Below are 25,341 nucleotides of genomic sequence, written 5' to 3'. Positions count from 1 at the left end.
GAGTGACAAGACGAAAGGACAGGATTTTTTCATGATCTATCTCGATTACGCAGCGACGACTCCGCTGCATCCACAAGCACTCGATCATTATCAACAAGCCGCTCAGTCGTTCTACGGCAACAGTTCTTCTCTTCATGACATCGGTGGGAACGCTGAACGTTTACTCGAACGAGCTCGTCAGTATCTGATGCAACAATTGGCTCAACAAGAAGGAACTGTCATCTTTACAGGGAGCGGTTCAGAAGCAAACTACATCGCTTTGACACATCTGATGCGACAGAGTAACAAATCAGTTGTCTTGACACTTCGATGTGAACACGACTCGGTCTTGCTTCCGCTTGCGCGCTGGGCACAAGAAACACGACACCTTTCTTTATTACCGGACGGAACGTTCGATTGGGAACAATTCGTTGCAGCTTGTACGGATGAAATCGGTGTTGTCTCGATTCAACATGTCAATTCGGATACGGGTTTTCGCTTTCCGGTCGAACGGATTGCAGCATACTGTCAATCGCGCGAGATTCTGTTTCATTGCGATGGTGTCCAAGGATTTTTAAAAGATGCAATCAACATCGACGCTTTTGATGCCTACACGATGAGTAGTCATAAAGTGTATGGACCAAAAGGATTGGGCGCTTTGTATTTACGGCGTCCGCTCTTCAGCCCTTATTACGAGGGACATCACGAATTCGGAATCCGTCCAGGCACAGTCGATGTTCCAGGAATTGCTGCGTTCATCGCTGCCTGTGAAGCGTCTCGCTTCGAAAATCCAGGAATCCAAGCTTCAAGCCGTCGATTTCGTGGTATGCTAAAAAAAACATTGTCTTCGTCTCGTTACACGATCATCGAGTCGCCGACGCAACTCGCTTCCATCTGCGCCATCCATACGAAGCAACGTGATGGTCAATACGCATTGCTCGCCTTGAATCGTGCTGGAATCGCGGTTTCCGCTGGTAGTGCTTGTCGTGCTGGAGAAAACGGTCCGAATGCGACATTACGTGCCATCGGCTTTGACGAATCAGCGGCTCATGGGTTGATACGACTCAGTTTTGGAAGACAGACGACGAACGAAGAAATCGAACAGTGCATTGATGTGTTGAACACGATCTCATGACACTGAAGAAAGGTAGGAGACATGATGGGGAAACGCATCTCCGGAGAAGAACGCCGGAAATCATTACTTCGTATGATTGAGGAAAGTGAGCAACCTGTCACAGGAACGGCACTGGCGAAACAAGCAGGTGTCAGTCGCCAAGTGATCGTGCAGGATTTATCATTGTTAAAGGCAAAAGGATATCCTGTCATCGCGACAGCTCGTGGCTATTTGATCAACGATCCGGAAGTCGACGGTTCAAAATTACGTCGCAAGATCGTTTGTCGTCACGGCATCGATCAATTAAAGGATGAGTGTGACGCCATTGTTGACGAAGGGGTCGTCATCCGCGATGTCATTATCGAACATCCCGTCTACGGCTTCATCACTGGAGAATTGATGCTAAAAAGCCGCCGGGATGTCCGCGTACTGCTAGAGCAGTTACATGAGACGCAAGCTACTCCACTCTCGAGCCTGACGGACGGCGTCCATATTCATACGCTTGAGGCTGATCATGAAGACGCACTGGAAGCCGCTATTGCTAAACTCGATCGTCTCGGAATTCTCGTTTCGGAGCTCGATGTCTGAACATACAAAAACCGCCTATTCCTAAGGAATAAGCGGTTTTTTTATCGTTCAATCGGTTCAAGTCGTGTCTCCGGCATCGTAGATGGCGGATCGAACGTTGCTAAGACTTTGCGGACGCGTCGGTTTTCGATATGCAAGACGGTCAACGTGACACGTTCATAACGCATCGCCGTTCCGACGTCCGGCAATTGTCCGCTCTCCTCCATGATCCATCCCCCAAGAGACTGGGCGTCCGTGTCCGGCATCGTCAATTGAAATTGCTGACAGAAGTCTTCAATGTCATACTCCGCTAGACATTCGTATTGCTCTGGACCAATCCGTTTTGTATATTCCAACGATTCATCGTGTTCATCCCAAATCTCCCCGACGATTTCTTCTAAAATATCCTCAAGAGTGATTAAACCTGCCGTCCCTCCGAACTCATCAAGGACGACTGCCATATGGGACTGCTTGACTTTGAGTTCCGGTAATAAATCCATCAATCGTGTCTGTGGGACGACGAACGATACCGGTCGAATCCATTCTCGGATATCAACGGAGCCGTTCTTCACGTATGCACGCAGAAAGTCCCGCTCCGATAATACACCGATGACGTGATCAATCGAATCCTTATAGACCGGTAGACGAGAATAGCCGCCCTTCTGGACTTCTGCAAGGATGTCTTCGAGCCGTGCATCGATATCAATCGCTTGAATATCCATCCGTGGCGTCAATGCATCCTCAACCGTCACATGTTGAAAATCAACTGCTTGATGAACGAGTTCAGCCTCTGCAAGCCCCATGATGCCCTCTTCCTGACTGATATCAACGAGTGCCTTGAGTTCCTGTTCGGTCACGAGCGGTCCTTTCGGATCCGCTCCAATCAACCGTAGCGCCAATTGGCGTAAGCGGAGTAACAGGAAAACGAGCGGTCGAAAGCACAGTAAGAAGAAACGCAGTGGACGTCCGATCAATAACACGTAACGTTCCGTATGTTCACGAGCATACGACTTCGGTATCAATTCTCCGAACAACAGCAACAGGAAAAATAGCGCAAGAAAGGCAACGGTTTGTGTTGCGATCGTCTCGACGAACTGGATGATCCACCAGCCACCAAATAAGATAAAGGCGACGTTGACAATCGTATTCCCAATCAAAATCGACGTCAGTGTCTCTTCGTAACGTTGAAGTAAGCGGAATACACGGGACGCACGCGCGTCCCCTGCTTCCGATTGATGCAACAACCGCAACCGGTTGACACTCGCGAGTGCCGTCTCGGCTGAGGAAAAGAATGCGGATAAGACGAGAATCGGAATTAACCAAACGACTGAAATCATGGGCAATGGGTCCACGATGCTTTCACACTCCGTTTCCTAATGGAATGAACCGCTTAGAATGATGACTCGACGAATTCGAACTCGAAATCACGGATTCGAACGACATCGCCGTCGATCGCACCAAGACGACGTAACTCTTCGTCGACACCCATTTGACGCAGTGTCCGAGCGAAACGTTTAATCGATTCTTCACGCATGAAGTTTGTCATCGTGAAGAGTTTTTCGATGCGTGGTCCTTTGATGACGAAGCAATCGTCTTCATCTTTCGTGATCGTAAAGCCGGCTTCAGGTGCTTCATAACCGTAGACGACACGTGGTGTCGCTGTTTTCTCTTCGAGTTCCTCAAGACCGAATTCTGGTGTTGCATCGACGAGGTCAGCGATTCGGAATAACAGATCACGTAACCCTTGGCGTGTTGCTGCTGAAATTTCGAATACTTCAAGCTCTGGGAAAGCTTCCTTAAAGGCTTCAAGATGTTCTGCTGCATCCGGCATATCCATCTTGTTCGCAACAACGACTTGTGGACGCTCTGTCAAACGCAGGTTATAGTCCGCGAGTTCTTTATTGATGATGTTGTAGTCTTCGATTGGATCGCGACCTTCCATCCCACTCATGTCGATGACGTGGACGATGACTTTCGTCCGCTCGACGTGACGGAGGAACTGGTGACCGAGTCCGACACCTTCACTTGCGCCTTCGATCAATCCTGGCAAGTCAGCCATGACGAAGCTACGGCTATCTTCCGTTTCGACGACACCGATGTTCGGTGTGATCGTCGTGAAGTGATACGCGCCGATTTTCGGGCGTGCTGCTGAAACGACGGATAACATCGTTGATTTTCCGACACTTGGGAAACCGACGAGACCGACGTCTGCTAACATCTTCAGCTCAAGTTTCAAGTACTTCTCTTCCCCTGGCTCACCGTTTTCAGCGTGCTCAGGTGCCGGGTTGGCTGGTGTCGCAAAACGTGTATTCCCACGTCCGCCACGTCCACCTTTTGCGACGATTGCTTGTTGTCCGTGATGGACGAGGTCAGCGATGACCGCATTCGTATCGTCATCGTAGACGACCGTGCCGGGTGGCACCTTGACGATTAAATGCTCAGCTTTACGACCGTGCATCCCTTTTGACATACCGTTTTCACCTTGAACCGCTTTAAAGTGACGTTTGTAACGGAAGTCCATCAATGTCCGAAGCCCTTCGTCAACTTCAAGGACGACGTGTGCCCCGTGACCACCGTCACCGCCGGCAGGACCGCCGTCCGGAACATATTTCTCGCGACGGAACGCTACTTGCCCACGTCCTCCGTCACCTGCTTTTACATAAATATTTACCTGATCGACAAACATGTCGGATCCCTCCTCTTACTTCTCTTCCTCAAACGGAAGACTTTCAATCTCAATCACACACTCATTTTCCGTCTGCGACTCGATTTCCATCGGCGTCACTAGATCCTCAAGGCGCGACATATCTAGTAGATCCCGATAGATCTCGATGGTCACGCCCTCGTGGAAGGTCACGGATACTTCTCCTACTCCTACATCAATCATGGCGATGGCTGCTTCGACGAGTTGCTTCAGCCGCTCATCTTCCATGTGGGGTGCTCCGATGACATCATACGTCACAGTTTTGCCTGACCATTCAGCTTGCAGTAACGCCAGTGCGGTTTTCGGCAATCCGATTCGCGCTAAACGTCCTTCCCGAGATGCTTGCTCCCGGTACGCCGAACAGATCGACTCGACTGCTTGTTCGTCTCCGATCGCGCCATACGAACGGACGAGTTGTATCCGGTTCAACCACTCGTGACGAAGAGTCTTTAAAAGATCAAGTACCTGCTGTTCCTCCATCGGTCGTTCCCTCCTAAAAAAAACAGACCCTAACCCTCGAAAGTGGCTAGAGTCTGCTTCGTCGATCCTTATGCTGGGTAAACGCTGACTTGTTTCTTGTCGCGTCCGAGACGTTCGAAACGAACGACACCAGTTGCAGTTGCGAAAAGTGTATCATCGCCACCACGTCCGACGTTCATACCTGGGTGAATCTTCGTACCGCGTTGACGGTAGAGGATTGAACCAGCAGAAACAGTTTGACCGTCTGCACGTTTCGCCCCAAGGCGTTTCGATTGCGAGTCACGACCGTTCTTTGTCGAACCTACCCCTTTTTTCGATGCGAAGAACTGAAGATTAAGTTTCAACATGTGGAATCCACCTCCTATACTTGTTCAAGTTGGATAAACTCACCGTAACTTTCAGCGATGGTACCAAGTTGGACCAAAGTCGCTTCCAGTAACAATTGGGTGCGTTCACTGACATCCGGTGCTAAGTCAGCGTACGGTTCTACATAAAAGTAGCCACCCTCTTGTTGTTCTGCCATTTCAAGGAGCAGGACCTGCCCGAGTAATGCTTCTATGGCATTGTATGCCCCGAAGATCACCGACGAGACGCCGGCACAGACAAGGTCGAGACCTGGTTCTGCAAACTCGGCATGTCCTGTCACTTCGATGGAGCGGACGAGTTCCGCTTCATCTCGTCGAATCTTGACACGTATCATGGCTTACGCTTCGATTTTCTCGATGCGGACCTTCGTGTAAGGTTGACGGTGACCTTGCTTACGACGGTAGTTCTTTTTCGCTTTCATTTTGAAGACAGTGATCTTTTTCGCGCGAGCGTGTTTGATGACCGTTGCTACGACCTTCGCACCTTCTACGAGTGGAGCGCCGACTTTAACATCGTCACCACCAAGGATCAATACTTCACCAAATTCGACTGTGCTGTCGACGTCTGCGTTTAATTTCTCAACGTAGATTTCTTGGCCAGCTTCGACTTTGACTTGTTTACCACCAGTTTTGATAATTGCGTACATTACGTGCACCTCCTCTTAGGAACTCAGACTCGCCATCACGGGCAGCGGATGCTTTAAAACCCGGTCTGTGCGGTTGTAGTCATTTGGGTGCTTCCAAACGAACTAACGTTATTCAGAATACCAAACGTTCTTCCACCTTGTCAATGCTGTTCTGAAGGATTATTCCGATCGCTTGATGAAATCAAGACAGTCTTGTGACGCCCCCGTGAACAGGACCGCTGGATCGCCTTCGAGCACATGGACTTCGAGCGGTTGGCGAGAGATGAATTCGTCCTGCAACAGGTGACGTGGTGCGCGAATTACGACCGCTTCCGCATAGGTCGCGATCTCAAGCAACTTCGGTTCAATCAAGCGATAGACACTCAATCGTGTCCACCGACCGGATTCCTGTGAGCGTTCCTGCAATGATTTTCCGTGACGTTGCCGCGTCATTTCGCATAAGCCCATCTTCGTAAAGCCGTATACTTCGATCTGCTTCGTCTCGAGCGCTGCTCGCTCTTTCAGGAGTTGAGTCACGCGTGTCTGACCTTTACTAGAGCCACGTAAGAAATCAATCGCAATCATGCCACTGATATTGCGCAACCGTAATTGGCGCATGACTTCGACAGCAGCCGCTTCATTGATTTGATCAAATGTCCGCTTTTGTTCCTTTACGGAGATCGTCTTTCCGCTGTTGACGTCGATGACAGTCATCGTTTCGACCTCTTCAATTAAAAGATACGCTCCACCGTCAAACCAGACGACCCGTTGCATCGCCTTCTCAATTGCACTATCAATTGCTTCCATCTCGGGCAAACGTCCTTTTCGTAGCGAGCGTTCGACGGACAGACCAAGTAGTTCGAGGCGTTCCTTTTCCTGACGTGTCATGACGAGCGCATCGGTAACATGTGGAAGTCGTTTCGCTTCTTGGACGATCAGTGCCTCGTCTTGTTCAAGTCGCGGTGCCTGCAAAAGTTCTTTATGTCGTGTCCGTAATGACTGCAATTCTTGCTTCAATTCGTCGATTGATGCTTTTGCTGCTTCCGTCCGGTAGAGAATCCCCTCTTCTTCCGTTGTCGTCAATTGCTCCGCCAGTTGGCGCTGGACGACGAGATCCAGCTTTCGACTGAAACGAACGCGGCGACCGTACGGGAAATAAACGAGATAACGTCCACCATAGGTAATGTTCTGTGTCACCTTGTGTTGTTTCGGTGCGACCCCTTCCTTGACGACCTGAACGAGCAACGTCTGTCCGACCTGGACCGCTTGTCCGATCGTCGGTACGTCTGGATAGCGGCGAAGTGCTTCCACCGTCTCATTCAGCGGTAAGTAAAGCGGTGTGCCGTCAGTCGCGATCAAAAAGGCTGCTCCGAGCGTCGGATGCAACCGGTCGACCTTGGCATAGACGAATGTTCCGACCCGGATCTCGTCACGCATTCGTTCATGGTATTCAATTAATCGACCGCCTTCGACCAATGCCAATCGTTCGAGTGAAGCGGTCTGTTCACTAATCCATCGCATACTGATCCCTCCAAAAAAATTAGACTAGGCGCGACGATGTCGTCCTAGTCTAATTTCCCATTCTTATTTCATCCCAAGCATCTTCTTCAATTTGACGAAGAAGCCTTTTTGCGGCTGTTCATTTAAATCGAGCAGTGGCACGGACTCTCCAAGAATCCGGCGGGCGATGTTCCGGTAGCCGAGTCCAGCCCGGTTATCCGGATTCATCGTCACAGGTACACCGCGGTGGGAAGCGGCGATAACTTCTTCATCATCAATGATCAGACCAAGCAGATCAATCGAGAGGATACGCATGATCTCATCGATGTCGAGCATATCACCCGATGCCATCATATGTGAACGCACCCGGTTAATGACGAGTTTCGGAACGATGTTACGTTCTGAACGCTCGAGCATCCCGATGATCCGGTCCGCATCCTGAACAGCAGCTTTTTCTGGTGTTGTCACGACGACAGCTTCATCCGCTCCGGCAATTGCATTCATGAATCCTTGTTCGATTCCTGCAGGGCAGTCAATCAACACAAAATCATATTCAAGTTTTAACGTATCGATGATTGCCTTCACCTGTTCGGGTGTGACGGAGGACTTATCCTTTGATTGAGCAGCAGGCAACAGATACATTTCTTCAAAACGTTTATCGCGAACGAGCGCTTGGTGCAACTTACATTGTCCCGTCACGACGTCAACGATGTTATAGATACTCCGGTTATCAAGACCAAGCACGATATCCAGATTACGTAACCCGATATCCGTATCAACGAGACAAACCGAATGTCCCATCAATGCAAGTGCTGTTCCGATGTTCGCAGTCGTCGTCGTCTTACCGACGCCGCCTTTACCGGATGTGACGACGATGGCGCGTCCCATGTTCGTCTTCGCCTCCATATGTACCTGTTCTTTCACTTGTTCCATATCCGTCACCCTCTTTCACTATCAATCGCAAACTGATCCATCCGCGCAAGCGGAACGGTTTGAAGGCGGGAGAATTCAACCCCGTCTTCGCCTAAAAATGCACAACCCATATCGAGAGCTGGAATCGGTGCGTCGTCCGGTTCTTCGTGGACGGTGCCAGCGACCGCGATCCATTTCGGTTGCAGCACACTCGCCGCGATAACGGCTTCCGTATTACCACCTTTACCCGCATGAACGGTACCCCGTAAAGCTCCGAGACAATAGATACTTCCAGTCGCATGGACGACCGCTCCCGGATTGATATCTCCGATGATGACGATCGAACCTTCGACGTCTAATACGTGCCCACTGCGTGCCGTCCCACCAAAATAGTGGAACGTCCGCTCTCCGTACAAGGCTTTTGCCTCGTCCTTCGTGATGCATTCACTATCATAACCTTTGAAAGAAAAGGAATCATGTCGCGCGACGATAGATTCGACGGCCGTCAGCACCCCTTCATCGACATAACGTCGACCGAAGAAGAAGGTGATTGGTACGGCGCGTCCGTTCTCGACGGATTTGTCCGCAAGCGTCAACTCTAAATCGTCAAGAAATTCATCCACACTGCACCTTTCATTCACATAGACGGCGAGGCCACCACGATGGCCTTTCATCGTTACATAACGTTTACGCTCAATCATGACTCATCCTCTTTTCTCGTCAAGGGTCGACTGCACGAGTCGGGTCATCGGATAATACAGGATGATGATCCCGATCAACTGGGCAACCAGACTCCTTGGAATGATCTGTGTCGCAAGTTCCTGGAAGGATACCCCGACACCAACGACCGAAGCCGTGAAGAAATATATATCGAGTTCATACAAAATGGCACTGAACGTGAACGTGACGAGAATCGTCAATACGTTCTCCTTTACATATTTTAGCACGAAGCTACTAAAAAGCGGAATGGCGGATAACGCAAATAAGTAAATGCCGATGATATCCGAATAGACGAAATCATACAGCAATCCAAAGACGAGTCCGAATCCGAGTGCCTGTTCGAGTTTTCCATATCGACCAAGGAACATCAAACCGATCAATGTCGCATGAATGACATATGGCGAGCCATCTCCGAGAGGTCCTGCGAACAGCGTTCCTTCCAAGATAAAAAGAAGGAACACGGCGAAAAACAACTTAACGTTATTCACGAGTGTCCCCTCCCTTATCGGTCTCAGCGAAAGGTTCCTTCGCTTCGCGTTCAATCACGAAGACATGACCGAACTGTTCGAAGTCTGCTGCCGGTTTGACGTATGCGATTTTTGAAGCCCCATACTGATCGGATTTTACTTCCTTGATTTTTCCAATGACGATTCCACTCGGATACTTCCCACCGAGACCGGACGTCGTGACGGTCTGCCCTTTTTTCAGCTTCGCGTCGTTCGGAATTTTCGTGAATTTGAGTAACTTCGTTTCTTCATCAAATCCCTCGATCGTACCGAAAACACCTTTTCCCTTCGTGTCGTCAGCCGTTGCCGAGACGTTATTCGTTCGACTCGTATCCGACATCAACTGCACGAGAGACGTATAGGCGCTCGCTTGGATGACGCGACCAATCAGTCCGTCTGCTGTTACAACGGCCATGTTCGCCTTGACACCCTTTTGTTCGCCAATGTTGATCGTCACGAACCGCTGCCATTCAGATGCCGTCCGACCAATCATCTCTGCCGGTAACAATTTATAGTCGCGAATCGATCCGTTCAGGTCGAGCATATCTTTCAATTCTTTATTCTCACGCTCGAGATCACGGACCTTAACCGCATTACCAGCATAGTCATTCAATCGTGATTTCAAGTGTTCATTCTCTTTGTACACGTCACGCACTTCTTTAATCGAAGTGACCGTATCATCAATCCAGCCAATCGGTGTCGCGAAAAGGCGTTGACCGACGCCCGCAGTATCACGCACGAAGCTTTGATACCAGTGGGATTGGTTACGCCCTTGCAGCGAAATGCCGATCAAAATCACCAAAAGGAGAAAACTAAGGAGTGTGATGAGCAGTTTTCGATTGTTTAAAAATCGCTTCATCGCTCATCCCATCCTTATCTTTTTTGCGAGATGCCTGATTTCGAACGAAGAACATTCATCATCTCGAGTGATTTTCCTGTACCGATTGCGACACAATCCAGCGCGTTTTCCGCAACGAGTGTCAAAATGCGTGTTTCGTCTTCGATGACAGCGTCGAGGTTCTTCAATAGTGCTCCACCGCCAGTCAGAACGATACCGCGGTCCATGACGTCTGCTGATAATTCAGGAGGTGTCTGCTCAAGCGTATGCTTGACACCTGCAAGAATCGCGTCGACCGTATCTGAGAGTGCGTCACAAATTTCAGCACTCGTGACTTCGATCTGTTTTGGAAGACCTGTCACGAGATCGCGTCCACGGATTTCCATCGTTTCATTCTCTGATTCTTCATCGATCCGAGCGTAACCGATCGTCATTTTCAATGTCTCAGCTGTCCGCTCCCCGATCATCAGGTTGTATTTCGACTTGATGTAACGAATGATCGACTCATCCATCTCGTCTCCACCGACACGAATCGATTGACTTGTGACGATACCACCGAGTGAGATGACAGCAACTTCCGTCGTACCACCACCGATGTCAACGACCATCGATCCTGTTGGTTCTGAAACCGGAAGCCCTGCACCGATTGCTGCTGCGAATGGTTCTTCGATCGTGTACGCTTCACGCGCTCCCGCAAGTTTCGCTGCATCTTCAACCGCACGTTTTTCGACCGATGTGATGCCACTTGGCACACAGATCATAACGTTCGTCTTAGAAGAGAACAATCCTTTTTTCTTTGAAGCTTGATCCATGAAATATTTGATCATCGTAGCGGTTGTTTCATAATCCGCGATAACCCCGTCTTTCATCGGGCGTCGTGCTGTCACGTTACCCGGCGTACGACCAATCATGTTTTTCGCTGCGTTACCGACCGCTTCAATTTTTCCTGTATCCGTACGGAAAGCGACGACGGACGGTTCGCGAACGACGATTCCTTGCCCCTTTACATACACGAGCGTGTTAGCCGTACCTAAGTCAATGCCGATTTCACGGCTGAATGATCCAAACATTATTCAAAAAACCCCTCTCTGAGAATACACTTCACTAATTATAACGGAAAAGCCTTCATTGGAAAGCGTTAAAACGTTACAGCTTGTTTACAGTTCGCCTTAGAAAACACACAAAAAAACGTCTGATGGAAAGAAACGAAACTTTCCCTTCAGACGTTATTCTTACATAAATCCGCGCTGTTTCATACTAATAAATTGTCCGTGCCCGATGATGATGTGATCAAGACAACTGATTCCAATGAGTCGTCCTGCCTCAACAAGTCGTTCTGATACCTCGATATCCTCTCGACTCGGTGTCGGATCTCCGGATGGATGATTATGCACAGCGATGAAATTCGCAGCCGAGCAGCGGATCGCTTCCCGGAAGACATCACGAGGGTGGACGATCGACGTGTTCAATCCTCCAATAAATAACGTCTTTTTCGAAATAACCTCATTTTTCGTATTCAAATACAAGCAGATAAAGTGTTCCTGCTGATAGAGCCGCATCTCTTCGAGCAATAATTCTGCAGCATCTTCTGGCGACCGGATCGTTGGTCGAACCCACTTCGGTTCCGTAACGAGACGGCGACCGAGTTCTAGCCCCGCCATGATTTGTAATGCTTTTGCTTTCCCGACCCCTGGTGCTTTTTCGAGTCCTCCGACTCCAGCCGCCTCGAGTTCAATCAGTGAAGGATAGATATGCAGTAATTCTTCCGCGATTTCAAGCGGTGTCCGGTCCCGTGTCCCATTTCGGACGAGACACGCGAGCAGTTCGACTGTCGTCGCTTGCGCCAAGCCTTTCAACTGAACCATATCCTTCGGCCATTCAATCACAGCATCCGACCTCTCTGTTTCAGAATTACGCAAACATCGGCTTGATTTTAAACGACGCGAGACGTTTCGTAATCTCGTGGATTGGCAATCCGACGACATTATAATAATCGCCTTCGATTGTTTCGACGAATAGCCCTCCCATTGCTTGAATACCATAGCCACCCGCTTTATCGTAAGGCTCGTTCGTCGCGATATATCCTTCGATCCAATCGTTTGGCAATGCACCAAAACGAACGTGTGTCGTCACGTCGAACGTCTCCTCCTTTTCACCAAAGCGAATCGTCACGCCTGTCACAACCTCGTGAGCGCGTCCCGACAGACGTGTGAGCATCGTCCGTGCCTCAGAACTATCTGCTGGCTTCTCAAGAATCATGTCATCAATTGCGACGACCGTATCCGCAGCCAGAATGACGCCTTCTACCGTAATCGCTCGCGCTTTCTTTTGCGATAAATAACGGACGTACTCATGCGGTGACATTGGATATGGTGCCTCTTCGACGACGTTCGCAGGTACGACGTCATGAGGAATTCCGATTTGCTTTAGAAGTTCCGTCCGGCGTGGTGAAGCCGAGGCAAGGATCAAGGATGGTTGCGTTATCATCAGTATCACGTTCTTTCCCATTGATTTCGAATCGGATAATTCGAGTCATCGTTTAGTCTAACAAAAAATAAGCGGTCCCTAACAGAGTAGGAACCGCCAAAATCATCTTAATTTCCTGTCACATCAACAAAAGGATCTGACTTTGGTGTTTTTTCTTTAAGCGGCGTCTGTTTATCAGGCGTCAACTTCGTTAAATCCGGACGATAATAGGATTCGATTTCGACAGTGAAGGACAGCATTTCACCTTCCAGTTGAATGGCACTACTACCAGGTCCTTGTTCTTCAGGACCAGTCAATTGAATCTGACGTAGAACCGTAATCCGGTCCGTCCGCTCAATTTGTTTCAAGAAAGCCATCAGTTCAAGATAAGACGGCGCTTCAATTGTCAAGGAAGCTGGTAACGGTGTCGCATTCGACGATGAAGTCGTCGCATCAGGTGCAGGCGCTTGATCCGATTCAGTCGCCATCGCTCCGTCAACAGCTGGTGTGGATGTCACGGGAGATTGCGTCGTCGCTTCCGCTGCTGTTGCCTGACCGAAAGTGATCGACTGAACCTTGACTCCTGCAATCTGACTTGCTGCGTTGATCGCGTCGATAACATCATCATTCGATGCCGTCACCGGAACTTTTTGTTGTAGGAAGCTCGATTCTGCCACGTCCACTTTTTGTTCATTTGCCTTTGCTTGCTCTAACGCCATTTGCTCTCGTTTGAGTGTTGCCTCTTTTTGTTGCAAGGTTTGATGTGTCATATACGTCGTATATCCGAAATATCCGACACTCCCAAGCACGATCAGTACTGATAAAAAAAGAAGAAGGTAGCTACTATATCGCTTCAATTCTCAGGCACCTCCTCGACCTCTGTAGAGATGACTTCGCCTGAAGGATCATCTGGTGTTTGACCATCCCCTTCCACTTCTGGTTCAGATGGTTTATCTTCTTTCGGTACTGCCGGGTCTGCCTCATTGGTCTCACCCTTTACAACTTCCTCAATATTGACATTCATTGAAAATTGACCGATATATCGCGGTTCTTCGGTCTTCGTATCATCAGTCGGGGAGATCTCCGTCGTTGGAATCTCTTGTCCTGTTGTTGGATCGACTGTCGTCGTTGTCACGACATCCGTCTTCTCATTCATCGTTTTTGTCGTCACACTAGCGAGTGTCGTATCAGAAAACACTTTATCGGTCAGCAACTCTCGATAAAAATCATTCAGCTCATCGAGTGTCTCAAACTGAGCCGTCATAGCAACGGTATCGTCCGCTCCATATGCGTACTGAAGAATGTATCCGCGTTCTGGTAAGTAACGTGTGATTCGTTCAAGTGTTGGAACAGCTGGCTTAGGCGCTTCTTCTAGCGACTCGACCGTCTGTTTCAATTGAACGACTTCTTGTTTAGACGACTGATCGGATTCGGATTGTAATTGCCGGACGATTTGAATCTGATCGTCTACGGATTCCACTCGGTTAGCGAACTGATCCGTTTGCCAATATAAATAACCACCAATCAATCCACCAAATAATAATAAAATCAGCGAAGCAACGAGCGGATATTTTGGTGCCTCGTCACTTTCTGGTAAAAGATTGATACGATCCGGTCGTGCAGTGGCCAGACCAACGATCGGTAAGTAAATGCGTGGAACCGATTGACTATCGATCGTCATCACATCTGGTACTTCGTCCAACGGAAGATCAAAGTTCGTCCGGAAACGCGTCGCTAATTCATCTCGAAACGGGAAGTCTCCCGCAAGGACGACTGTCTTGATTTCGCGGCTTTCTCGAGCGAGCGAGAAGCGGTAAAAATCTAACACACGCGAAAATTCCAGCAGCATTTCATCCAAGACGAGTTCAACCGTCTGATCATCCGATCGATAGCGGTAATGTAATTGATCCTCGATCACGTCTACATCCCAAGCATCTGCCGAAAACGTATCCACTGAGCGAATCAGACGTGGTACACGGTCTTCAATGATGATCAGTTGATGATTCGTTGCGTTTGCATTCCAAATCAGTAGCGTATCGGTATCTGCTGCTGGATAATGTGCTTCAAGACCGAAGTAGGTAGAAAGTGGTTGTGGCTCCGCTGCCACTAATCGAAGATGCTTTTGTTTAAACAGTTGCGTATATTGTTTCAGTGCTTCATTCGGCGCCGCATACAGCATGATTTCACGTTTTTCACCATCTTCAAGGACAGTGTAGTCGAAGTACGGTTCTTCAAAAGGAAGGACAATGCTATGACCAATCTCCATGAATAAATAACCCCGAATCTGATTCGTCGCAATCGTCTCCGGAATATCGAGTTTCCGCGCAAGGACGAGTGAACCATCTAGCGCAAGAACGGCTTTGGATCCGCGAGGAACTTTCAACTTCGTCAATAGACTATCGAAAATCAGATCGAGCGACGCTTCCGGTTGAAGCCATCCGCCCTGTAACGTACCTGCTGGAAGAGATACGACAGCACGTCGTTTCAAGACCCCTTTTTTGACAACCGCACCAAAAATAGCGACGTCCGTAAAATTAAAATAAACATATGTACCTTTACGCCGTTGCGTCATATGTACGTTCTTCCTTTCCTAAAGCAGTAAATCGAGGTACCATGACACCCAATCATCCGCAAAATAATATGTAAGTAATGTCCCGATCGCAATGGAGGGAACGAATGGTATCGGTTGTTTTCGTTTGACGCGTCCCATTCCGAGTAGCGTCAGTCCGATCACTGAACCAACAAATGCTGAAACAAACAAAGCAATGACGACGTGAAGCGGTCCAAGGAAAATCCCCAGTAATCCGAAGAGCTTGACATCTCCAGCTCCCATACCGCGTCGTGAAGCAAGAAAAATGACGAATAATAGAACGAATCCGACGATTCCTCCAATAATTGGATTATACCAGTTTTCAAGTGGAGAAAGGTAGCGCACAATCAAGGCAATTGGTAAAAAGAACAGTAAAATTTTATTCGGTATGAGCATATACGCAAGATCTGACATCGTAAGAATGAACAATAGACTAGTTAGAACGAGCGTCAACGCAAGTTCCATCGACCAACCGAACTGCCAAAACCCATAGGCATAAAGCACACCACCGAGTAGTTCAAGCGCTGGATACTTGATTGAAATCGACTGTCCGCAAGAACGACATTTCCCACGGAGTACTACATATCCGAGTACTGGTGTCAGTTCGAGCGGTCCTAACACATGTCCACAGGTCGGACAATGGGAACGTGGATGAACGATCGACTCCCCGACCGGAACACGCAAACCAACGACATTTGTAAACGATGTGATCAACAAACCTAACAAGAAAAAATAGACCGTGAAGACGATCGTCATGACACGACCTCCCTTTCAAAAAAGTTCAGAAAAAAACCCCCGAGGTGGGGGTAATAATTGGTTAATTTGCTTTTTCTTTTACTCCAGAACGTTTGAGTGCATCAGGTGCTGCTCCAGAGAAGTATGTGTAATCAGTCGATTGACTAGTTAATGTTACCGCATACGTATAAGTTCCGTTCTTTTCAGTAACAACAACATATGAGTCTTTGTATGCTTTATCAGAATTCAAAGCATCTTTCATGGAATCGATGTATTTTCCGAGAGTATCTTGACGAGGAGCTGCCGTACCAGTAGTAACAGCATCTTTAGCAGTGATATCTACGTTATTATCTTTGATACCCAATTTAATCGTTTCACCTGGTTGAATCGGATTTGAAGAAGTGTACAGTTTCGCCGCAGCTACCAATTGCTTCGCATCCGAAACAACTGCATCTTTACGTGAGTTCTCAATCAATCCACCGATTGCGACGACAGCGATTGCTGCGATGATACCTAAGATAACGACGACGACAAGTAACTCGATCAATGTCAGTCCGCGCTCATCACGCATTTGTTTTGCATCTAACCAGATTTCTTTTAACCGTTCGATCATTTCATTATGCCTCCCTAGTGCTTTTTACTGTTCTTGGTTAGTAAGACTTACTATCCAAACGAATACTATTATAGTAGCACCACATTTTTTGTAGTTTATGTCTTTTTTTAACAACAGGTAAATGATTTTACAATTGTCAACTTGCCTGAATATCGGAGTAAATCTTAAACATCGGTACAACGACAGCGATGACGATAACACCAACGATTGCGGCTAAAACAACAATCAATAATGGTTCGATGATCGATTTCAAACGATCCGTCGTCGTTTCCACTTCGGTTTCGTAGAAGTTCGCGACTTCCGTCAACATCGAATCGAGCCGACCCGATTCTTCCCCGATCGCAATCATCTGCGTGACGAGCGGCGGGAAGTACTTGTTTCGCTCTAGTGGTTCGTGCATCGGAATACCGCGCGACATCGCTTCGTTCGCACCTGCGATCCCTTTACGGATGATCCGATTCGTAACGATTCGTTCAGTAATGTCGAGCGAAGCTAAAATCGGTACTGACGCATTCAGTAACACCGACAAGCCACGTGTCATCAGCGCGATTTGTGATTTTTGAATCAGCGGTCCGAAGACTGGAATCATTAACAAGAATTGGTCAAAGAAAAGACGCTGCCGCTCATTCTTGAGATTAAAATACAACAGTCCAATCAAGCCAAACGCAATCAATAGCAGCACCCACCAGTAAGCGACAAAAAAGTCGGAGACTGCGACGACGAGTTTCGTGATCAGCGGCAACTCACTGCCTAACTGATCAAAGATCGAAGCGAACGTCGGTACGACATTCATCATCAGAAAGACAACGACGCCAATCGCGACAAGCGAAACGACCGCCGGATAGATTAAGGCCGAAATGACTTTTCGTTTGATCTCATATTGTTTTTGCAGTTGCGTCACGATGTTATCTAACGCCTCTTCGAGATTCCCACTCGCTTCCCCCGCCATCGCCATACTGACGAAAAACGTATCGAATACACGGGGATGCTTTTCGATTGCCTGGGAAAACTGAATCCCGCTACGCAAGTCATCTTCTACTTCGACAAGTGCACGTTCGAGTGGTTTAGATTCCGTTTGTTTACGTAGAATTTCTGTTGCCCTCACAATCGAGACACCGGATCGAACGAGCGTCGCAAACTGACGCGCGTACATGACGAGGTGTTCAATCTTCGGTTTAGCACTTAAAAACGTAATCTCGGTATTTAACCCTTTTGATTCTTGTTTCTCAAGCAATGTTACGGCGATTTGATCCGTCCGAAGCCGTTCTGCTGCCTCGCGCTTCGTCAGCGCAGTAATCTTGCCCTTCTTTCGTTTTCCGGCCATCGTTCGACCTTCATAAATGAATACTGCCATCCCTTCACCCCGATATGTATGGTGTTGCAGCAGATGCCGGGATCAAACCGCGACTGACCAAATCCTGTAAGGCCATCTGCATCGTTTGCATGCCATATTGTTTACCCGTCTGTAAGACGGATTGAATCTGATATTCCTTACCTGTCCGAATCAAGTTGGAGACAGCTGGTGTATCAACCATGATTTCTAAGGCAGCGACACGTCCTGTTCCATCCGATCGTGGCATGAGTCGTTGTGAGATGACACCCGCTAGGACGTTCGCTAGCTGTGCCCGAATCTGATCTTGTTGCTCAGAAGGAAATACATCAATGATGCGACTGACCGTTGAAGCTGCTGTTGCCGTATGCACCGTCGCAAAGACAAGATGACCGGTTTCAGCAGCCGTTACCGCTGTAGCAATCGTTTCAAGGTCGCGCATTTCTCCCAGTAAAATAACATCTGGGTCTTGGCGAAGCGCTGAGCGCAATCCTGTCGAAAAACGTGGCGCATCAATTCCAATCTCCCGTTGATCAATTAAGCTTTTTCGATGACTGTGTAAGTATTCAATCGGGTCTTCCAGTGTGATGATTCGTTTATACATCGTCTGATTGATTTCGTTGATCATCGCAGCAAGCGTCGTCGACTTCCCGGAACCTGTTGGACCCGTGACAAGGATGAGACCATGTGGCTTCGTCAAAAAGCGTTTGATGACTGGAGGAAGTCCTAACTGTTCAAGCGAAGGCACTTCTGTCGGGATCGTTCGAAAGGCCATCGATAATGCACCTCGCTGGTAAAAACAATTGACCCGATATCGTGCTACACCTGTCACACCAAACGAAAAATCAATATCTCGATCCTGCTTCAGTTGCTGATACATGTCTTCCGTGATCAACGAACGAACGAACCCGTCAATAATCACCGGTTTCATCTTCTCGGATCCATATGGTGTCAGTGTTCCATTGATCCGAAACACAGGAGGGGATCCGGCAGTCAAATGAACATCGGATGCCCCTCGTTCCTTCGAGGAACGAAGAATATCTTCGATTTGGGCACGTTCCATCGTTTGATTCATTCTGAAATCACCGTCCGTAAAATTTCTTCTGTCGTCGTGATACCATCAGCTACTTTCGATAGACCATCAGCTAGAAGGAAACGTTGTCCTTGCGATTTAACGTACGCTGTGATGTCACTTTCCGTCGACTGGTTCATGATCATGCGCCGTAAGACTTCGTCAATCATGATGACTTCCTGAATCGCGACACGACCTCGATATCCGGTCATATTACAAGATGAGCAGCCACGCCCTCGCATGACAGTCGTCGCCTCGATTCCTTCTTGATCAAACAGCTCCTGTTCCCGCGTAGAGAGTGGATGGACTTCTCCGCAGTCCCGACAAACACGGCGGACGAGTCGTTGTGCGATCAACCCACTAAGCGAAGCTGCAACGAGAAACGATTCAACGCCCATATCGATTAATCGTGTAATTGAACTAACTGCTGAGTTCGTATGGAGCGTGGATAAAACTAAGTGTCCTGTCAAAGAAGCACGGATCGATATTTCTGCTGTTTCAATATCGCGAATCTCACCGACCATGACGACGTTCGGATCTTGACGAAGAATCGAACGAAGACCACTCGCAAATGTCAAGCCGATCTTCGCATTCACTTGGACCTGATTGATACCATCGACCTGGTACTCAACTGGATCTTCGACGGTGATGATATTGCGTGACTCGTCATTCAACTCATTTAAGGCTGCATACAATGTCGATGATTTCCCTGAACCGGTTGGCCCGGTAATCAAAATGATACCGTTCGGTCGTTTTAACATTTCTCGGAACTGTGTTTCATTCCGTGAGCTGAAACCAATTTTAGAGATAGAAATATTTGAGTTGGAACTATCCAAAATTCGAATAACGACTTTTTCCCCGTATACGGTAGGTAGTGTAGAAACACGGAAGTCGTAAGCTAGTCCATTAAAGACATATTTGATTCGTCCATCTTGCGGTAACCGAGATTCTGTAATATCAAGCTCACTCATGACCTTGATTCGTGTTGTTAAAATGCTTTGAATCTGCTTCGGATAATTATTTTCCGTTCGAAGTTCTCCATCGATTCGAATTCGAATCGTCATCGATGTTTCCTGTGGATCCATATGAATATCGGATGCCCGTTGCGCAATCGCATTTTCTAAGATTTGATTAACGAGACGAATGATTGGCGCATCTTCACGTGTCACCACGTCGCGCGACTGGTCCATCTCCGTCATATCATCTGACTCCAACAAATCGCGTAGCGATGAATCGATATCATAATACTTCAAGATCGTTCGTCTGATTTCGTCCCGTGTCGCAATACCTACGTCAATCACTAGACCCGTCTGCATCCGTAAGTCATCGATTGCAATCAGGTCCATCGGATCCGCCATGGCAATAAATAAACGATTCCCTTCACGGTAAACCGGAACGAGTGTATGCCGTTGCGCTAACTCTTTTGAAATCAATTTCGTTACCGCGACATCGACCGGATAATTATACAGTTGAATGATCGGGATCTTTAACTGATGATGGAGCGCTTCTAGTAACTGTTGTTCCGTTAAATGACCAAGGCGAAGTAACGCGTCACCCAATTTTTCAGTTGGTCGTTTTACAGAAAGTGCCTCATCGATTTGACTCTCTGTCACTAAACTTTCTTCGATTAACATTTCACCGAGTCGTTTTCGCTTCATCGCCATTTAGTCCGTCATCCTTCCGCGCGCCATGATTCATCTTCTACCACTACAGCTCGTTTTTGTTTCTTTTCGTCCAATACACTAGTGATAGCCCCAGTCACCACACACAACACGAACAGGCTGATGATGACTAGTGGATTGCTAATCCAATCTAGCTGAACACTGAAATAGATCAAAGTGACGATGATGATCGCCGCAATCGATAAGACTGACTTCGCTTGAATCGAGGTCACGAACGGAATCGTCACAGCAAACATCAATCCACAAATGATTGTCGCAAGTCCGATGATGATTCCCAGTTCAATCGCAATCGTCGTCCAATTCATATTTTTTCCTCCTCGTTTAACCGACCGCTTTCCCTGTCGATTCATCGTCTACTGGTGAAGCCGGATCCCCTTGATTTTCCTCGTCTGGTACCGTTGGTGATTCTGGACTATCTGGGGAAGTAGGAGTATCTGGCGTTTCGACCGTACCGTCCGTTTGCGAATCCTCAGGGTTCGATTCATCCGGCGTTTCAGAATCCGTTCCGTCCTCAGATGGTGTTTCCTCCGTTGGCGGAACTACGACAGGAGCCTGTTCTTCTTGACTGCTTTTCGTGATGACAGCTGGAATCGCTGCATAAAAATCCAAGGAAAGAAGTTTTTTCTGTTCTCCTTTAGTGGTTTTCGTCACACGATACACTTCAATCGATTTTCCTTCTTCGCCAGCTTGCGTATCATTCGTCGTACCGGCTGAAAGCGTAGCAGAGTAGCGTGTAATGGTTCTGAATGGAATCGTTTTTTCACCTTCCAACACGACAGTCACTGCCTCTTTTATCGGTGCTCCGCGTAGTTCAATCGTAACGTCGCTTCCCTCTTGTGTGGCGACGAGGCGATAGACCGATGCTTGCGTATTACGAACAGCAAAGTCTGTTTTTTCGTCGATTTTGACATCGTAACCGAGTGTAATATCATCGGGAAGTGTCGCATGTGGCATGCGTTCCACAATTTCAAATGGTGTTTTTGCGAACAATTCATATAATTTACTTCCAACGTAAGAAGCGGCAATCGGATCCATACCATACGTTTTCACATTCATTAATTGATCCGGCTTGATTTCGACATTAGCCATACCCGTAATCATCTGTTCTTCTGCTGCTGAACGTGTTGAGAACGTGATACTTGATACGACCTCACCTTCCGCAGACGATTCTGACGTTTGTGAAGGATCAAAATTCCCTTCGGTTAGTGTCTTGCTTGTATTCGTTAGCCATGTTTTAAACGCTTCCGTTTGTTCTTGCGAATAACTGACAGGTTGTGTAGAAAGGAAACTTTTTAGCATTTCCTCATCAATTGAGAGAATTAAGTCTCCTCCCGTTTTCAGAGACGCTTTTTTAACAGATTCCTCAGAATCAAATGTCACCAATTCAGTTGGTACCGGTAACGTTTCTTCTCCTGTACCCGTTGTTAACGGTGTTTTTTTGGACCATTCCGTAATCGCTTTTTGGACTGCGGATTCAGCTTCTTTACGACTCATGCCGCTTACGGGAACAGATCCAACTTTCGCCGTTTCAGAAAAAGTTGTTTGTTCCGTTGCTTTTCCTGTAAAGGAAATGAGTGCGAACGATGGCACATAAATCAACACCACGAGTACGACGAGTAACATTGTATGTATAGCAAAACGCTTTGTATTGAGCATCATCTGTTTCCTTTCTGTATGAATTAATCATTTCAGGTGCCTAGTATTTCCATTATAATGAATATCATGATGAAACATAAGTCTATCCTGACAATTCTTTTCTCTAAATGAGAATGTCTGTCGATTTTACTGTTCATCACATGAATGAAATTGTTACCGATTGAAATGAAGAGGTGAGCATATGCAACATAAACAAGACGGATTTTCATTGATTGAGGTACTTGTCAGTATTACGATCCTATCGATTATCTCGGTCTCATTAATTAGTATTTTTTCACAATCCCTCGCAGCTTCGCGAGATAGTACGGAGTTAACGTTTGCTAATTATTTAGCTAAAAATGCTACTTCCTACATAAAACGAGAAGCCATCGAAGCAACAGCGAATGAACCCTTTTCTTTTGTTTCATTATCTCAAGAAGCATTGAATGCCGTTTACTTAAATGGAAATTATGTGATTCCAGAACCCGCCACTCCTTCTTGTGGTGTATCGGCTATTTGTACGTCAATTTTTACTGATCCAGAAATCAACAATATTTCATTTGATGTGAAGTACAGTGTGACACCTCATAAAATGGAAGGTGAAGTGAATCCGAATCTACTCGATCTGTATGTGTATGTGTATGTAGAAGGAACGACTGAACCGATTACGACTTTGAAAGGATCGATTACGAATGCGACGCTCAACCAAAGCTTTCCAACGACAAAGTGAAGGATTCACACTCGTCGAACTACTTGTCTCGATCGTCGTTGCTTCTATTTTCAGTGCTGTCATCTTGACGGTATTCATTTCCGGAACGAAAAGTTTTCGGGCGACTGGTATCATTAGTGAATTACGTAGTGAAGCGGATAGTCGGATCGGTATCATTTTAAATGAGGTTAGTGGCTTTGATGCGATTCGCATCGATGAATCCAAAACGCTCTCTTTTTATAAAAGAACATTGCCTACGTTGAACAATGAGACCGGATTACTCGAACGAGCTAGCGGATTTCAGCCATTCAATGCAACAGAAGAGGCTTCAGCATCCGCATCTACCGTGAAGCCTGTTACATATACGTTCCTGACCGAGCAGCAACAAGGCGATAAACTCGTCTATACGTCAGAGCCACAATCGATCGATGAGCAATCCGAACTCTTTCAAACCTTCACATTATCTAGTCCTGAATATCAAACGATCACCGGAAGTACGTATCCTGGTCGTTATGTCATCCATGGCATTTTGACCATTACGACTAGAATCCAGTCAACTGATCAAGAAGAAGTACAAACCTTCACGAGTACGATTGGATTTTAATTCAGAAAGGAACTAATCATGCGTAAATCTGAACAAGGCTACACTTTATTATTCGTACTCGTCACGCTAACGGTACTTTCCGTTCTTGCCGTAGCCACGATTGGTATCAGTCTACAGTCCACACGATTAACTGAGATTCGTGAAACGGATATCGATGTCGAGACATCCACTCAAAATGACTTAGATAAAGCCGTTGCTGCATTACAACAAATCGTTGTCAAGACGACTGGGACTTCACCTACGACATCTTCACAAGCACTATTCAGTAATTTAAATAGCGCAATCGTCTTACCTTTAAAATCCATCGTTCCGAGTGTCACGGTCGAAGTAAACGAGACTGCCTCGAACATCCGTGTCAAAGCATTAGATTTAACCGCAACAGTTGAGAAACAAAAGGGTGATCAGCCTGTGATTCGAAAGACATACCGCCAACGCGTGTATCTGTCCGCTATTCCAAGCTTTTTGTACTATACGCTTGGTTCGGATAACCAAGTCATTATCAAAGGTGCTCCTTTCATCGAAGGTAATATTTTCTCGCGAAACCCTTTGAAAGCAACCGCTACTCCTTATTTTAAATACAATAATGAAAATGGGACGTTCACGAATACACAAGCACTCCCATATGTCGCTGGTCAAATTCGGGTGTTCCAAGAAAAAAATCTACCATTATTGCAATGTGAAGATTATTTATCTTGTGACCGTAGCATCTTTGATCCAAAAGGAGCAACAGACCTCGTCTCAACGAAAGAGGCGCTTGTTCCATTCGACTTTAACTATGCTTTGAATGACTTTTTGAAGCTGCCGGTGAATACACCGATTGCACAAATTACTACCTCCTTAAAGGACTCGGCTATTCCACAATCAATCTTAACAGGTCCTTTTTTGACGGCACTTGATACGAAACGACAGATGATTAGCCCAGCACCGAACACAAACAATACGATCACATTGACGGATGATCTAGTACAAGAAACGCTCGAGCCCTTGATCATCAATGGGAATCTGACGATTTCTTCTTTGAATTCCGTTGATCAGCCGTTAGAAATCAAACGCCCGCTTGTCGTATTAGGAAATCTTCTCGTTCGAGGGAATGTGGGTTTTGCGACAACGATTTATACGACAGGTACAAGTCGTCTCGATGATGCGAATATTCAAGGTCTCGCTTCCTCAACGAAACAAAACACGTTAATTCTACTGAGTAAAGGAACACTCGTCATTAACCGAGTGAATAAATTTTCAACACCCCGAACGACTACGCCCGACTTAAATGCTTTCCTTTACAGCGATGACGATCAAATCAATACGATCTACTCTGTTGGGTCGACGATGAACGTACGTGGTGGAATCTTTACGAAAGGGAAACTAGAAGTAAACGCCTATCGTGGAAAACTCGATTTAGCAGAGAATCAGTTCCCTGCCAATGTGAGGGATTTAGAGCGACTCATGATCGCCAATAAATCTTCGGATATTGAAGCTTCTCGATTACGCATGGCCTATGATGCAACCGTTTTGAAAAATCCAACTTCTTTATTACCTTTAAATCGCTCCGTCCAAATGTATGTCGAAACACCAAAACGTATTCAACAGTAATCAT

28 protein-coding genes and 1 other annotated feature are annotated in these 25,341 nt (G+C 47.1%); of the genes, 5 read left to right on the top strand and 23 right to left on the bottom strand.

From position 1 onward, the window contains the following. Positions 1-31: 31 nt before the first annotated feature. Positions 32-1,114, top strand: coding sequence for a cysteine desulfurase family protein (locus ACHWTJ_RS05180; protein WP_023468940.1), 1,083 nt, complete (start codon positions 32-34; stop codon positions 1,112-1,114). A 24-nt stretch (positions 1,115-1,138) separates the two neighbouring features. Further along, on the top strand, positions 1,139-1,681 hold the full coding sequence (locus ACHWTJ_RS05175) for a transcription repressor NadR (RefSeq protein ID WP_058713797.1): 543 nt from the start codon (positions 1,139-1,141) through the stop codon (positions 1,679-1,681). Between the two features lie 41 nt (positions 1,682-1,722). On the opposite strand, the gene ACHWTJ_RS05170 is transcribed toward ACHWTJ_RS05175, so the two are convergent. From ACHWTJ_RS05170 to ACHWTJ_RS05060, 23 genes are all read right to left on the bottom strand, one after another. Next, positions 1,723-2,997, bottom strand: coding sequence for a hemolysin family protein (locus ACHWTJ_RS05170; RefSeq protein ID WP_394679226.1), 1,275 nt, complete (start codon positions 2,995-2,997; stop codon positions 1,723-1,725). Between the two features lie 53 nt (positions 2,998-3,050). Continuing rightward, positions 3,051-4,346, bottom strand: a complete 1,296-nt coding sequence (gene obgE, locus ACHWTJ_RS05165; protein WP_149427670.1) for a GTPase ObgE — start codon at positions 4,344-4,346, stop codon at positions 3,051-3,053. A 15-nt stretch (positions 4,347-4,361) separates the two neighbouring features. Next, entirely contained in the window at positions 4,362-4,844 is a 483-nt protein-coding gene (locus ACHWTJ_RS05160; RefSeq protein ID WP_023468944.1) for a Spo0B domain-containing protein, read from the bottom strand. 68 nt (positions 4,845-4,912) lie between these two features. Further along, positions 4,913-5,191: a 50S ribosomal protein L27 gene (gene rpmA, locus ACHWTJ_RS05155; protein ID WP_012370976.1), complete on the bottom strand. Its 279-nt coding sequence runs from the start codon at positions 5,189-5,191 to the stop codon at positions 4,913-4,915. Between the two features lie 14 nt (positions 5,192-5,205). Next, the gene (locus tag ACHWTJ_RS05150; protein ID WP_023468945.1) at positions 5,206-5,544 is read right to left on the bottom strand and encodes a ribosomal-processing cysteine protease Prp; all 339 of its coding nucleotides are present in this window, start codon (positions 5,542-5,544) and stop codon (positions 5,206-5,208) included. Positions 5,545-5,547: 3 nt separating this feature from the next. Continuing rightward, positions 5,548-5,856, bottom strand: coding sequence for a 50S ribosomal protein L21 (gene rplU, locus ACHWTJ_RS05145; RefSeq protein WP_012370978.1), 309 nt, complete (start codon positions 5,854-5,856; stop codon positions 5,548-5,550). A 15-nt stretch (positions 5,857-5,871) separates the two neighbouring features. After that, positions 5,872-5,941 (bottom strand) — a sequence feature (ribosomal protein L21 leader region). 74 nt (positions 5,942-6,015) lie between these two features. Beyond that, positions 6,016-7,356 carry a ribonuclease E/G gene (locus ACHWTJ_RS05140; protein WP_394679225.1) on the bottom strand — a complete coding sequence of 447 codons (1,341 nt, stop codon included), beginning with the start codon at positions 7,354-7,356 and terminating at the stop codon, positions 6,016-6,018. A 63-nt stretch (positions 7,357-7,419) separates the two neighbouring features. Beyond that, on the bottom strand, positions 7,420-8,223 hold the full coding sequence (gene minD / locus ACHWTJ_RS05135; protein ID WP_029342255.1) for a septum site-determining protein MinD: 804 nt from the start codon (positions 8,221-8,223) through the stop codon (positions 7,420-7,422). A 50-nt stretch (positions 8,224-8,273) separates the two neighbouring features. Then, positions 8,274-8,948: a septum site-determining protein MinC gene (locus tag ACHWTJ_RS05130; RefSeq protein WP_294740533.1), complete on the bottom strand. Its 675-nt coding sequence runs from the start codon at positions 8,946-8,948 to the stop codon at positions 8,274-8,276. A 3-nt stretch (positions 8,949-8,951) separates the two neighbouring features. Next, the gene (gene mreD, locus ACHWTJ_RS05125; RefSeq protein ID WP_023468949.1) at positions 8,952-9,455 is read right to left on the bottom strand and encodes a rod shape-determining protein MreD; all 504 of its coding nucleotides are present in this window, start codon (positions 9,453-9,455) and stop codon (positions 8,952-8,954) included. After that, positions 9,448-10,332 carry a rod shape-determining protein MreC gene (mreC, locus tag ACHWTJ_RS05120; protein ID WP_294740529.1) on the bottom strand — a complete coding sequence of 295 codons (885 nt, stop codon included), beginning with the start codon at positions 10,330-10,332 and terminating at the stop codon, positions 9,448-9,450. The genes mreD and mreC overlap by 8 nt, the downstream gene beginning before the upstream one ends. A gap of 14 nt (positions 10,333-10,346) precedes the next feature. Further along, positions 10,347-11,381, bottom strand: a complete 1,035-nt coding sequence (locus ACHWTJ_RS05115; RefSeq protein ID WP_023468951.1) for a rod shape-determining protein — start codon at positions 11,379-11,381, stop codon at positions 10,347-10,349. A gap of 162 nt (positions 11,382-11,543) precedes the next feature. Then, positions 11,544-12,176, bottom strand: a complete 633-nt coding sequence (gene radC / locus ACHWTJ_RS05110) for a DNA repair protein RadC (RefSeq protein ID WP_294743317.1) — start codon at positions 12,174-12,176, stop codon at positions 11,544-11,546. 46 nt (positions 12,177-12,222) lie between these two features. After that, positions 12,223-12,798, bottom strand: coding sequence for a Maf family protein (locus tag ACHWTJ_RS05105; RefSeq protein WP_394679224.1), 576 nt, complete (start codon positions 12,796-12,798; stop codon positions 12,223-12,225). A gap of 107 nt (positions 12,799-12,905) precedes the next feature. Further along, positions 12,906-13,634, bottom strand: coding sequence for a hypothetical protein (locus tag ACHWTJ_RS05100; RefSeq protein WP_294740523.1), 729 nt, complete (start codon positions 13,632-13,634; stop codon positions 12,906-12,908). Next, positions 13,631-15,349 carry a fimbrial assembly protein gene (locus tag ACHWTJ_RS05095; RefSeq protein WP_294740522.1) on the bottom strand — a complete coding sequence of 573 codons (1,719 nt, stop codon included), beginning with the start codon at positions 15,347-15,349 and terminating at the stop codon, positions 13,631-13,633. Before ACHWTJ_RS05095 ends, ACHWTJ_RS05100 begins: the two co-directional genes overlap by 4 nt. A gap of 18 nt (positions 15,350-15,367) precedes the next feature. Beyond that, entirely contained in the window at positions 15,368-16,123 is a 756-nt protein-coding gene (locus tag ACHWTJ_RS05090; RefSeq protein WP_394679223.1) for a prepilin peptidase, read from the bottom strand. Positions 16,124-16,184: 61 nt separating this feature from the next. Further along, complete coding sequence (locus tag ACHWTJ_RS05085; protein ID WP_394679222.1) at positions 16,185-16,715, bottom strand: type II secretion system protein; 531 nt, start codon at positions 16,713-16,715, stop codon at positions 16,185-16,187. Between the two features lie 136 nt (positions 16,716-16,851). Further along, on the bottom strand, positions 16,852-18,069 hold the full coding sequence (locus tag ACHWTJ_RS05080) for a type II secretion system F family protein (protein WP_394679221.1): 1,218 nt from the start codon (positions 18,067-18,069) through the stop codon (positions 16,852-16,854). A gap of 4 nt (positions 18,070-18,073) precedes the next feature. Continuing rightward, positions 18,074-19,108 (bottom strand): type IV pilus twitching motility protein PilT, encoded by a 1,035-nt coding sequence (locus ACHWTJ_RS05075; RefSeq protein WP_200864060.1) that lies wholly within the window; start codon positions 19,106-19,108, stop codon positions 18,074-18,076. Between the two features lie 8 nt (positions 19,109-19,116). Next, positions 19,117-20,781 carry a GspE/PulE family protein gene (locus ACHWTJ_RS05070; RefSeq protein WP_058264750.1) on the bottom strand — a complete coding sequence of 555 codons (1,665 nt, stop codon included), beginning with the start codon at positions 20,779-20,781 and terminating at the stop codon, positions 19,117-19,119. 8 nt (positions 20,782-20,789) lie between these two features. Next, on the bottom strand, positions 20,790-21,104 hold the full coding sequence (locus ACHWTJ_RS05065) for a hypothetical protein (protein ID WP_394679220.1): 315 nt from the start codon (positions 21,102-21,104) through the stop codon (positions 20,790-20,792). Positions 21,105-21,120: 16 nt separating this feature from the next. Then, positions 21,121-22,458 (bottom strand): G5 domain-containing protein, encoded by a 1,338-nt coding sequence (locus ACHWTJ_RS05060; RefSeq protein WP_394679219.1) that lies wholly within the window; start codon positions 22,456-22,458, stop codon positions 21,121-21,123. Positions 22,459-22,636: 178 nt separating this feature from the next. On the opposite strand from ACHWTJ_RS05060, the gene ACHWTJ_RS05055 reads away from it, so the two are divergent. The 3 genes from ACHWTJ_RS05055 to ACHWTJ_RS05045 are packed head-to-tail and all read left to right on the top strand — an operon-like array spanning position 22,637 to position 25,337. Further along, positions 22,637-23,164: a prepilin-type N-terminal cleavage/methylation domain-containing protein gene (locus ACHWTJ_RS05055; protein ID WP_294740507.1), complete on the top strand. Its 528-nt coding sequence runs from the start codon at positions 22,637-22,639 to the stop codon at positions 23,162-23,164. Continuing rightward, a complete protein-coding gene (locus ACHWTJ_RS05050) occupies positions 23,127-23,747 on the top strand; it encodes a PilW family protein (RefSeq protein WP_294740505.1) in 621 nt (206 codons plus the stop codon). Before ACHWTJ_RS05055 ends, ACHWTJ_RS05050 begins: the two co-directional genes overlap by 38 nt. 18 nt (positions 23,748-23,765) lie before the next feature. Continuing rightward, the gene (locus ACHWTJ_RS05045; protein ID WP_394679218.1) at positions 23,766-25,337 is read left to right on the top strand and encodes a type II secretion system protein; all 1,572 of its coding nucleotides are present in this window, start codon (positions 23,766-23,768) and stop codon (positions 25,335-25,337) included. Positions 25,338-25,341: the final 4 nt, after the last annotated feature.

This window comes from uncultured Exiguobacterium sp., from assembly GCF_964277885.1.
GTDB lineage: Bacteria > Bacillota > Bacilli > Exiguobacteriales > Exiguobacteriaceae > Exiguobacterium_A.
Note: the sequence above shows the minus strand (reverse complement) of the source record. Positions and strands in the feature narration are given on the sequence as shown.

Excerpts from the sequence above, each read along its gene's own strand:
- ACHWTJ_RS05180 (WP_023468940.1), top strand. The coding sequence starts at position 32 with ATGATCTATCTCGATTACGCAGCGACGACTCCGCTGCATCCACAAGCA.
- ACHWTJ_RS05175 (WP_058713797.1), top strand. The coding sequence starts at position 1,139 with ATGGGGAAACGCATCTCCGGAGAAGAACGCCGGAAATCATTACTTCGT.
- ACHWTJ_RS05170 (WP_394679226.1), bottom strand. The coding sequence starts at position 2,997 with ATGATTTCAGTCGTTTGGTTAATTCCGATTCTCGTCTTATCCGCATTC.
- obgE (WP_149427670.1), bottom strand. The coding sequence starts at position 4,346 with ATGTTTGTCGATCAGGTAAATATTTATGTAAAAGCAGGTGACGGAGGA.
- ACHWTJ_RS05160 (WP_023468944.1), bottom strand. The coding sequence starts at position 4,844 with ATGGAGGAACAGCAGGTACTTGATCTTTTAAAGACTCTTCGTCACGAG.
- rpmA (WP_012370976.1), bottom strand. The coding sequence starts at position 5,191 with ATGTTGAAACTTAATCTTCAGTTCTTCGCATCGAAAAAAGGGGTAGGT.
- ACHWTJ_RS05150 (WP_023468945.1), bottom strand. The coding sequence starts at position 5,544 with ATGATACGTGTCAAGATTCGACGAGATGAAGCGGAACTCGTCCGCTCC.
- rplU (WP_012370978.1), bottom strand. The coding sequence starts at position 5,856 with ATGTACGCAATTATCAAAACTGGTGGTAAACAAGTCAAAGTCGAAGCT.
- ACHWTJ_RS05140 (WP_394679225.1), bottom strand. The coding sequence starts at position 7,356 with ATGCGATGGATTAGTGAACAGACCGCTTCACTCGAACGATTGGCATTG.
- minD (WP_029342255.1), bottom strand. The coding sequence starts at position 8,223 with ATGGGACGCGCCATCGTCGTCACATCCGGTAAAGGCGGCGTCGGTAAG.
- ACHWTJ_RS05130 (WP_294740533.1), bottom strand. The coding sequence starts at position 8,948 with ATGATTGAGCGTAAACGTTATGTAACGATGAAAGGCCATCGTGGTGGC.
- mreC (WP_294740529.1), bottom strand. The coding sequence starts at position 10,332 with ATGAAGCGATTTTTAAACAATCGAAAACTGCTCATCACACTCCTTAGT.
- ACHWTJ_RS05115 (WP_023468951.1), bottom strand. The coding sequence starts at position 11,381 with ATGTTTGGATCATTCAGCCGTGAAATCGGCATTGACTTAGGTACGGCT.
- radC (WP_294743317.1), bottom strand. The coding sequence starts at position 12,176 with ATGGTTCAGTTGAAAGGCTTGGCGCAAGCGACGACAGTCGAACTGCTC.
- ACHWTJ_RS05105 (WP_394679224.1), bottom strand. The coding sequence starts at position 12,798 with ATGATAACGCAACCATCCTTGATCCTTGCCTCGGCTTCACCACGCCGG.
- ACHWTJ_RS05095 (WP_294740522.1), bottom strand. The coding sequence starts at position 15,349 with ATGACGCAACGGCGTAAAGGTACATATGTTTATTTTAATTTTACGGAC.
- ACHWTJ_RS05090 (WP_394679223.1), bottom strand. The coding sequence starts at position 16,123 with ATGACGATCGTCTTCACGGTCTATTTTTTCTTGTTAGGTTTGTTGATC.
- ACHWTJ_RS05085 (WP_394679222.1), bottom strand. The coding sequence starts at position 16,715 with ATGATCGAACGGTTAAAAGAAATCTGGTTAGATGCAAAACAAATGCGT.
- ACHWTJ_RS05080 (WP_394679221.1), bottom strand. The coding sequence starts at position 18,069 with ATGGCAGTATTCATTTATGAAGGTCGAACGATGGCCGGAAAACGAAAG.
- ACHWTJ_RS05075 (WP_200864060.1), bottom strand. The coding sequence starts at position 19,108 with ATGGAACGTGCCCAAATCGAAGATATTCTTCGTTCCTCGAAGGAACGA.
- ACHWTJ_RS05070 (WP_058264750.1), bottom strand. The coding sequence starts at position 20,781 with ATGGCGATGAAGCGAAAACGACTCGGTGAAATGTTAATCGAAGAAAGT.
- ACHWTJ_RS05065 (WP_394679220.1), bottom strand. The coding sequence starts at position 21,104 with ATGAATTGGACGACGATTGCGATTGAACTGGGAATCATCATCGGACTT.
- ACHWTJ_RS05060 (WP_394679219.1), bottom strand. The coding sequence starts at position 22,458 with ATGATGCTCAATACAAAGCGTTTTGCTATACATACAATGTTACTCGTC.
- ACHWTJ_RS05055 (WP_294740507.1), top strand. The coding sequence starts at position 22,637 with ATGCAACATAAACAAGACGGATTTTCATTGATTGAGGTACTTGTCAGT.
- ACHWTJ_RS05050 (WP_294740505.1), top strand. The coding sequence starts at position 23,127 with ATGCGACGCTCAACCAAAGCTTTCCAACGACAAAGTGAAGGATTCACA.
- ACHWTJ_RS05045 (WP_394679218.1), top strand. The coding sequence starts at position 23,766 with ATGCGTAAATCTGAACAAGGCTACACTTTATTATTCGTACTCGTCACG.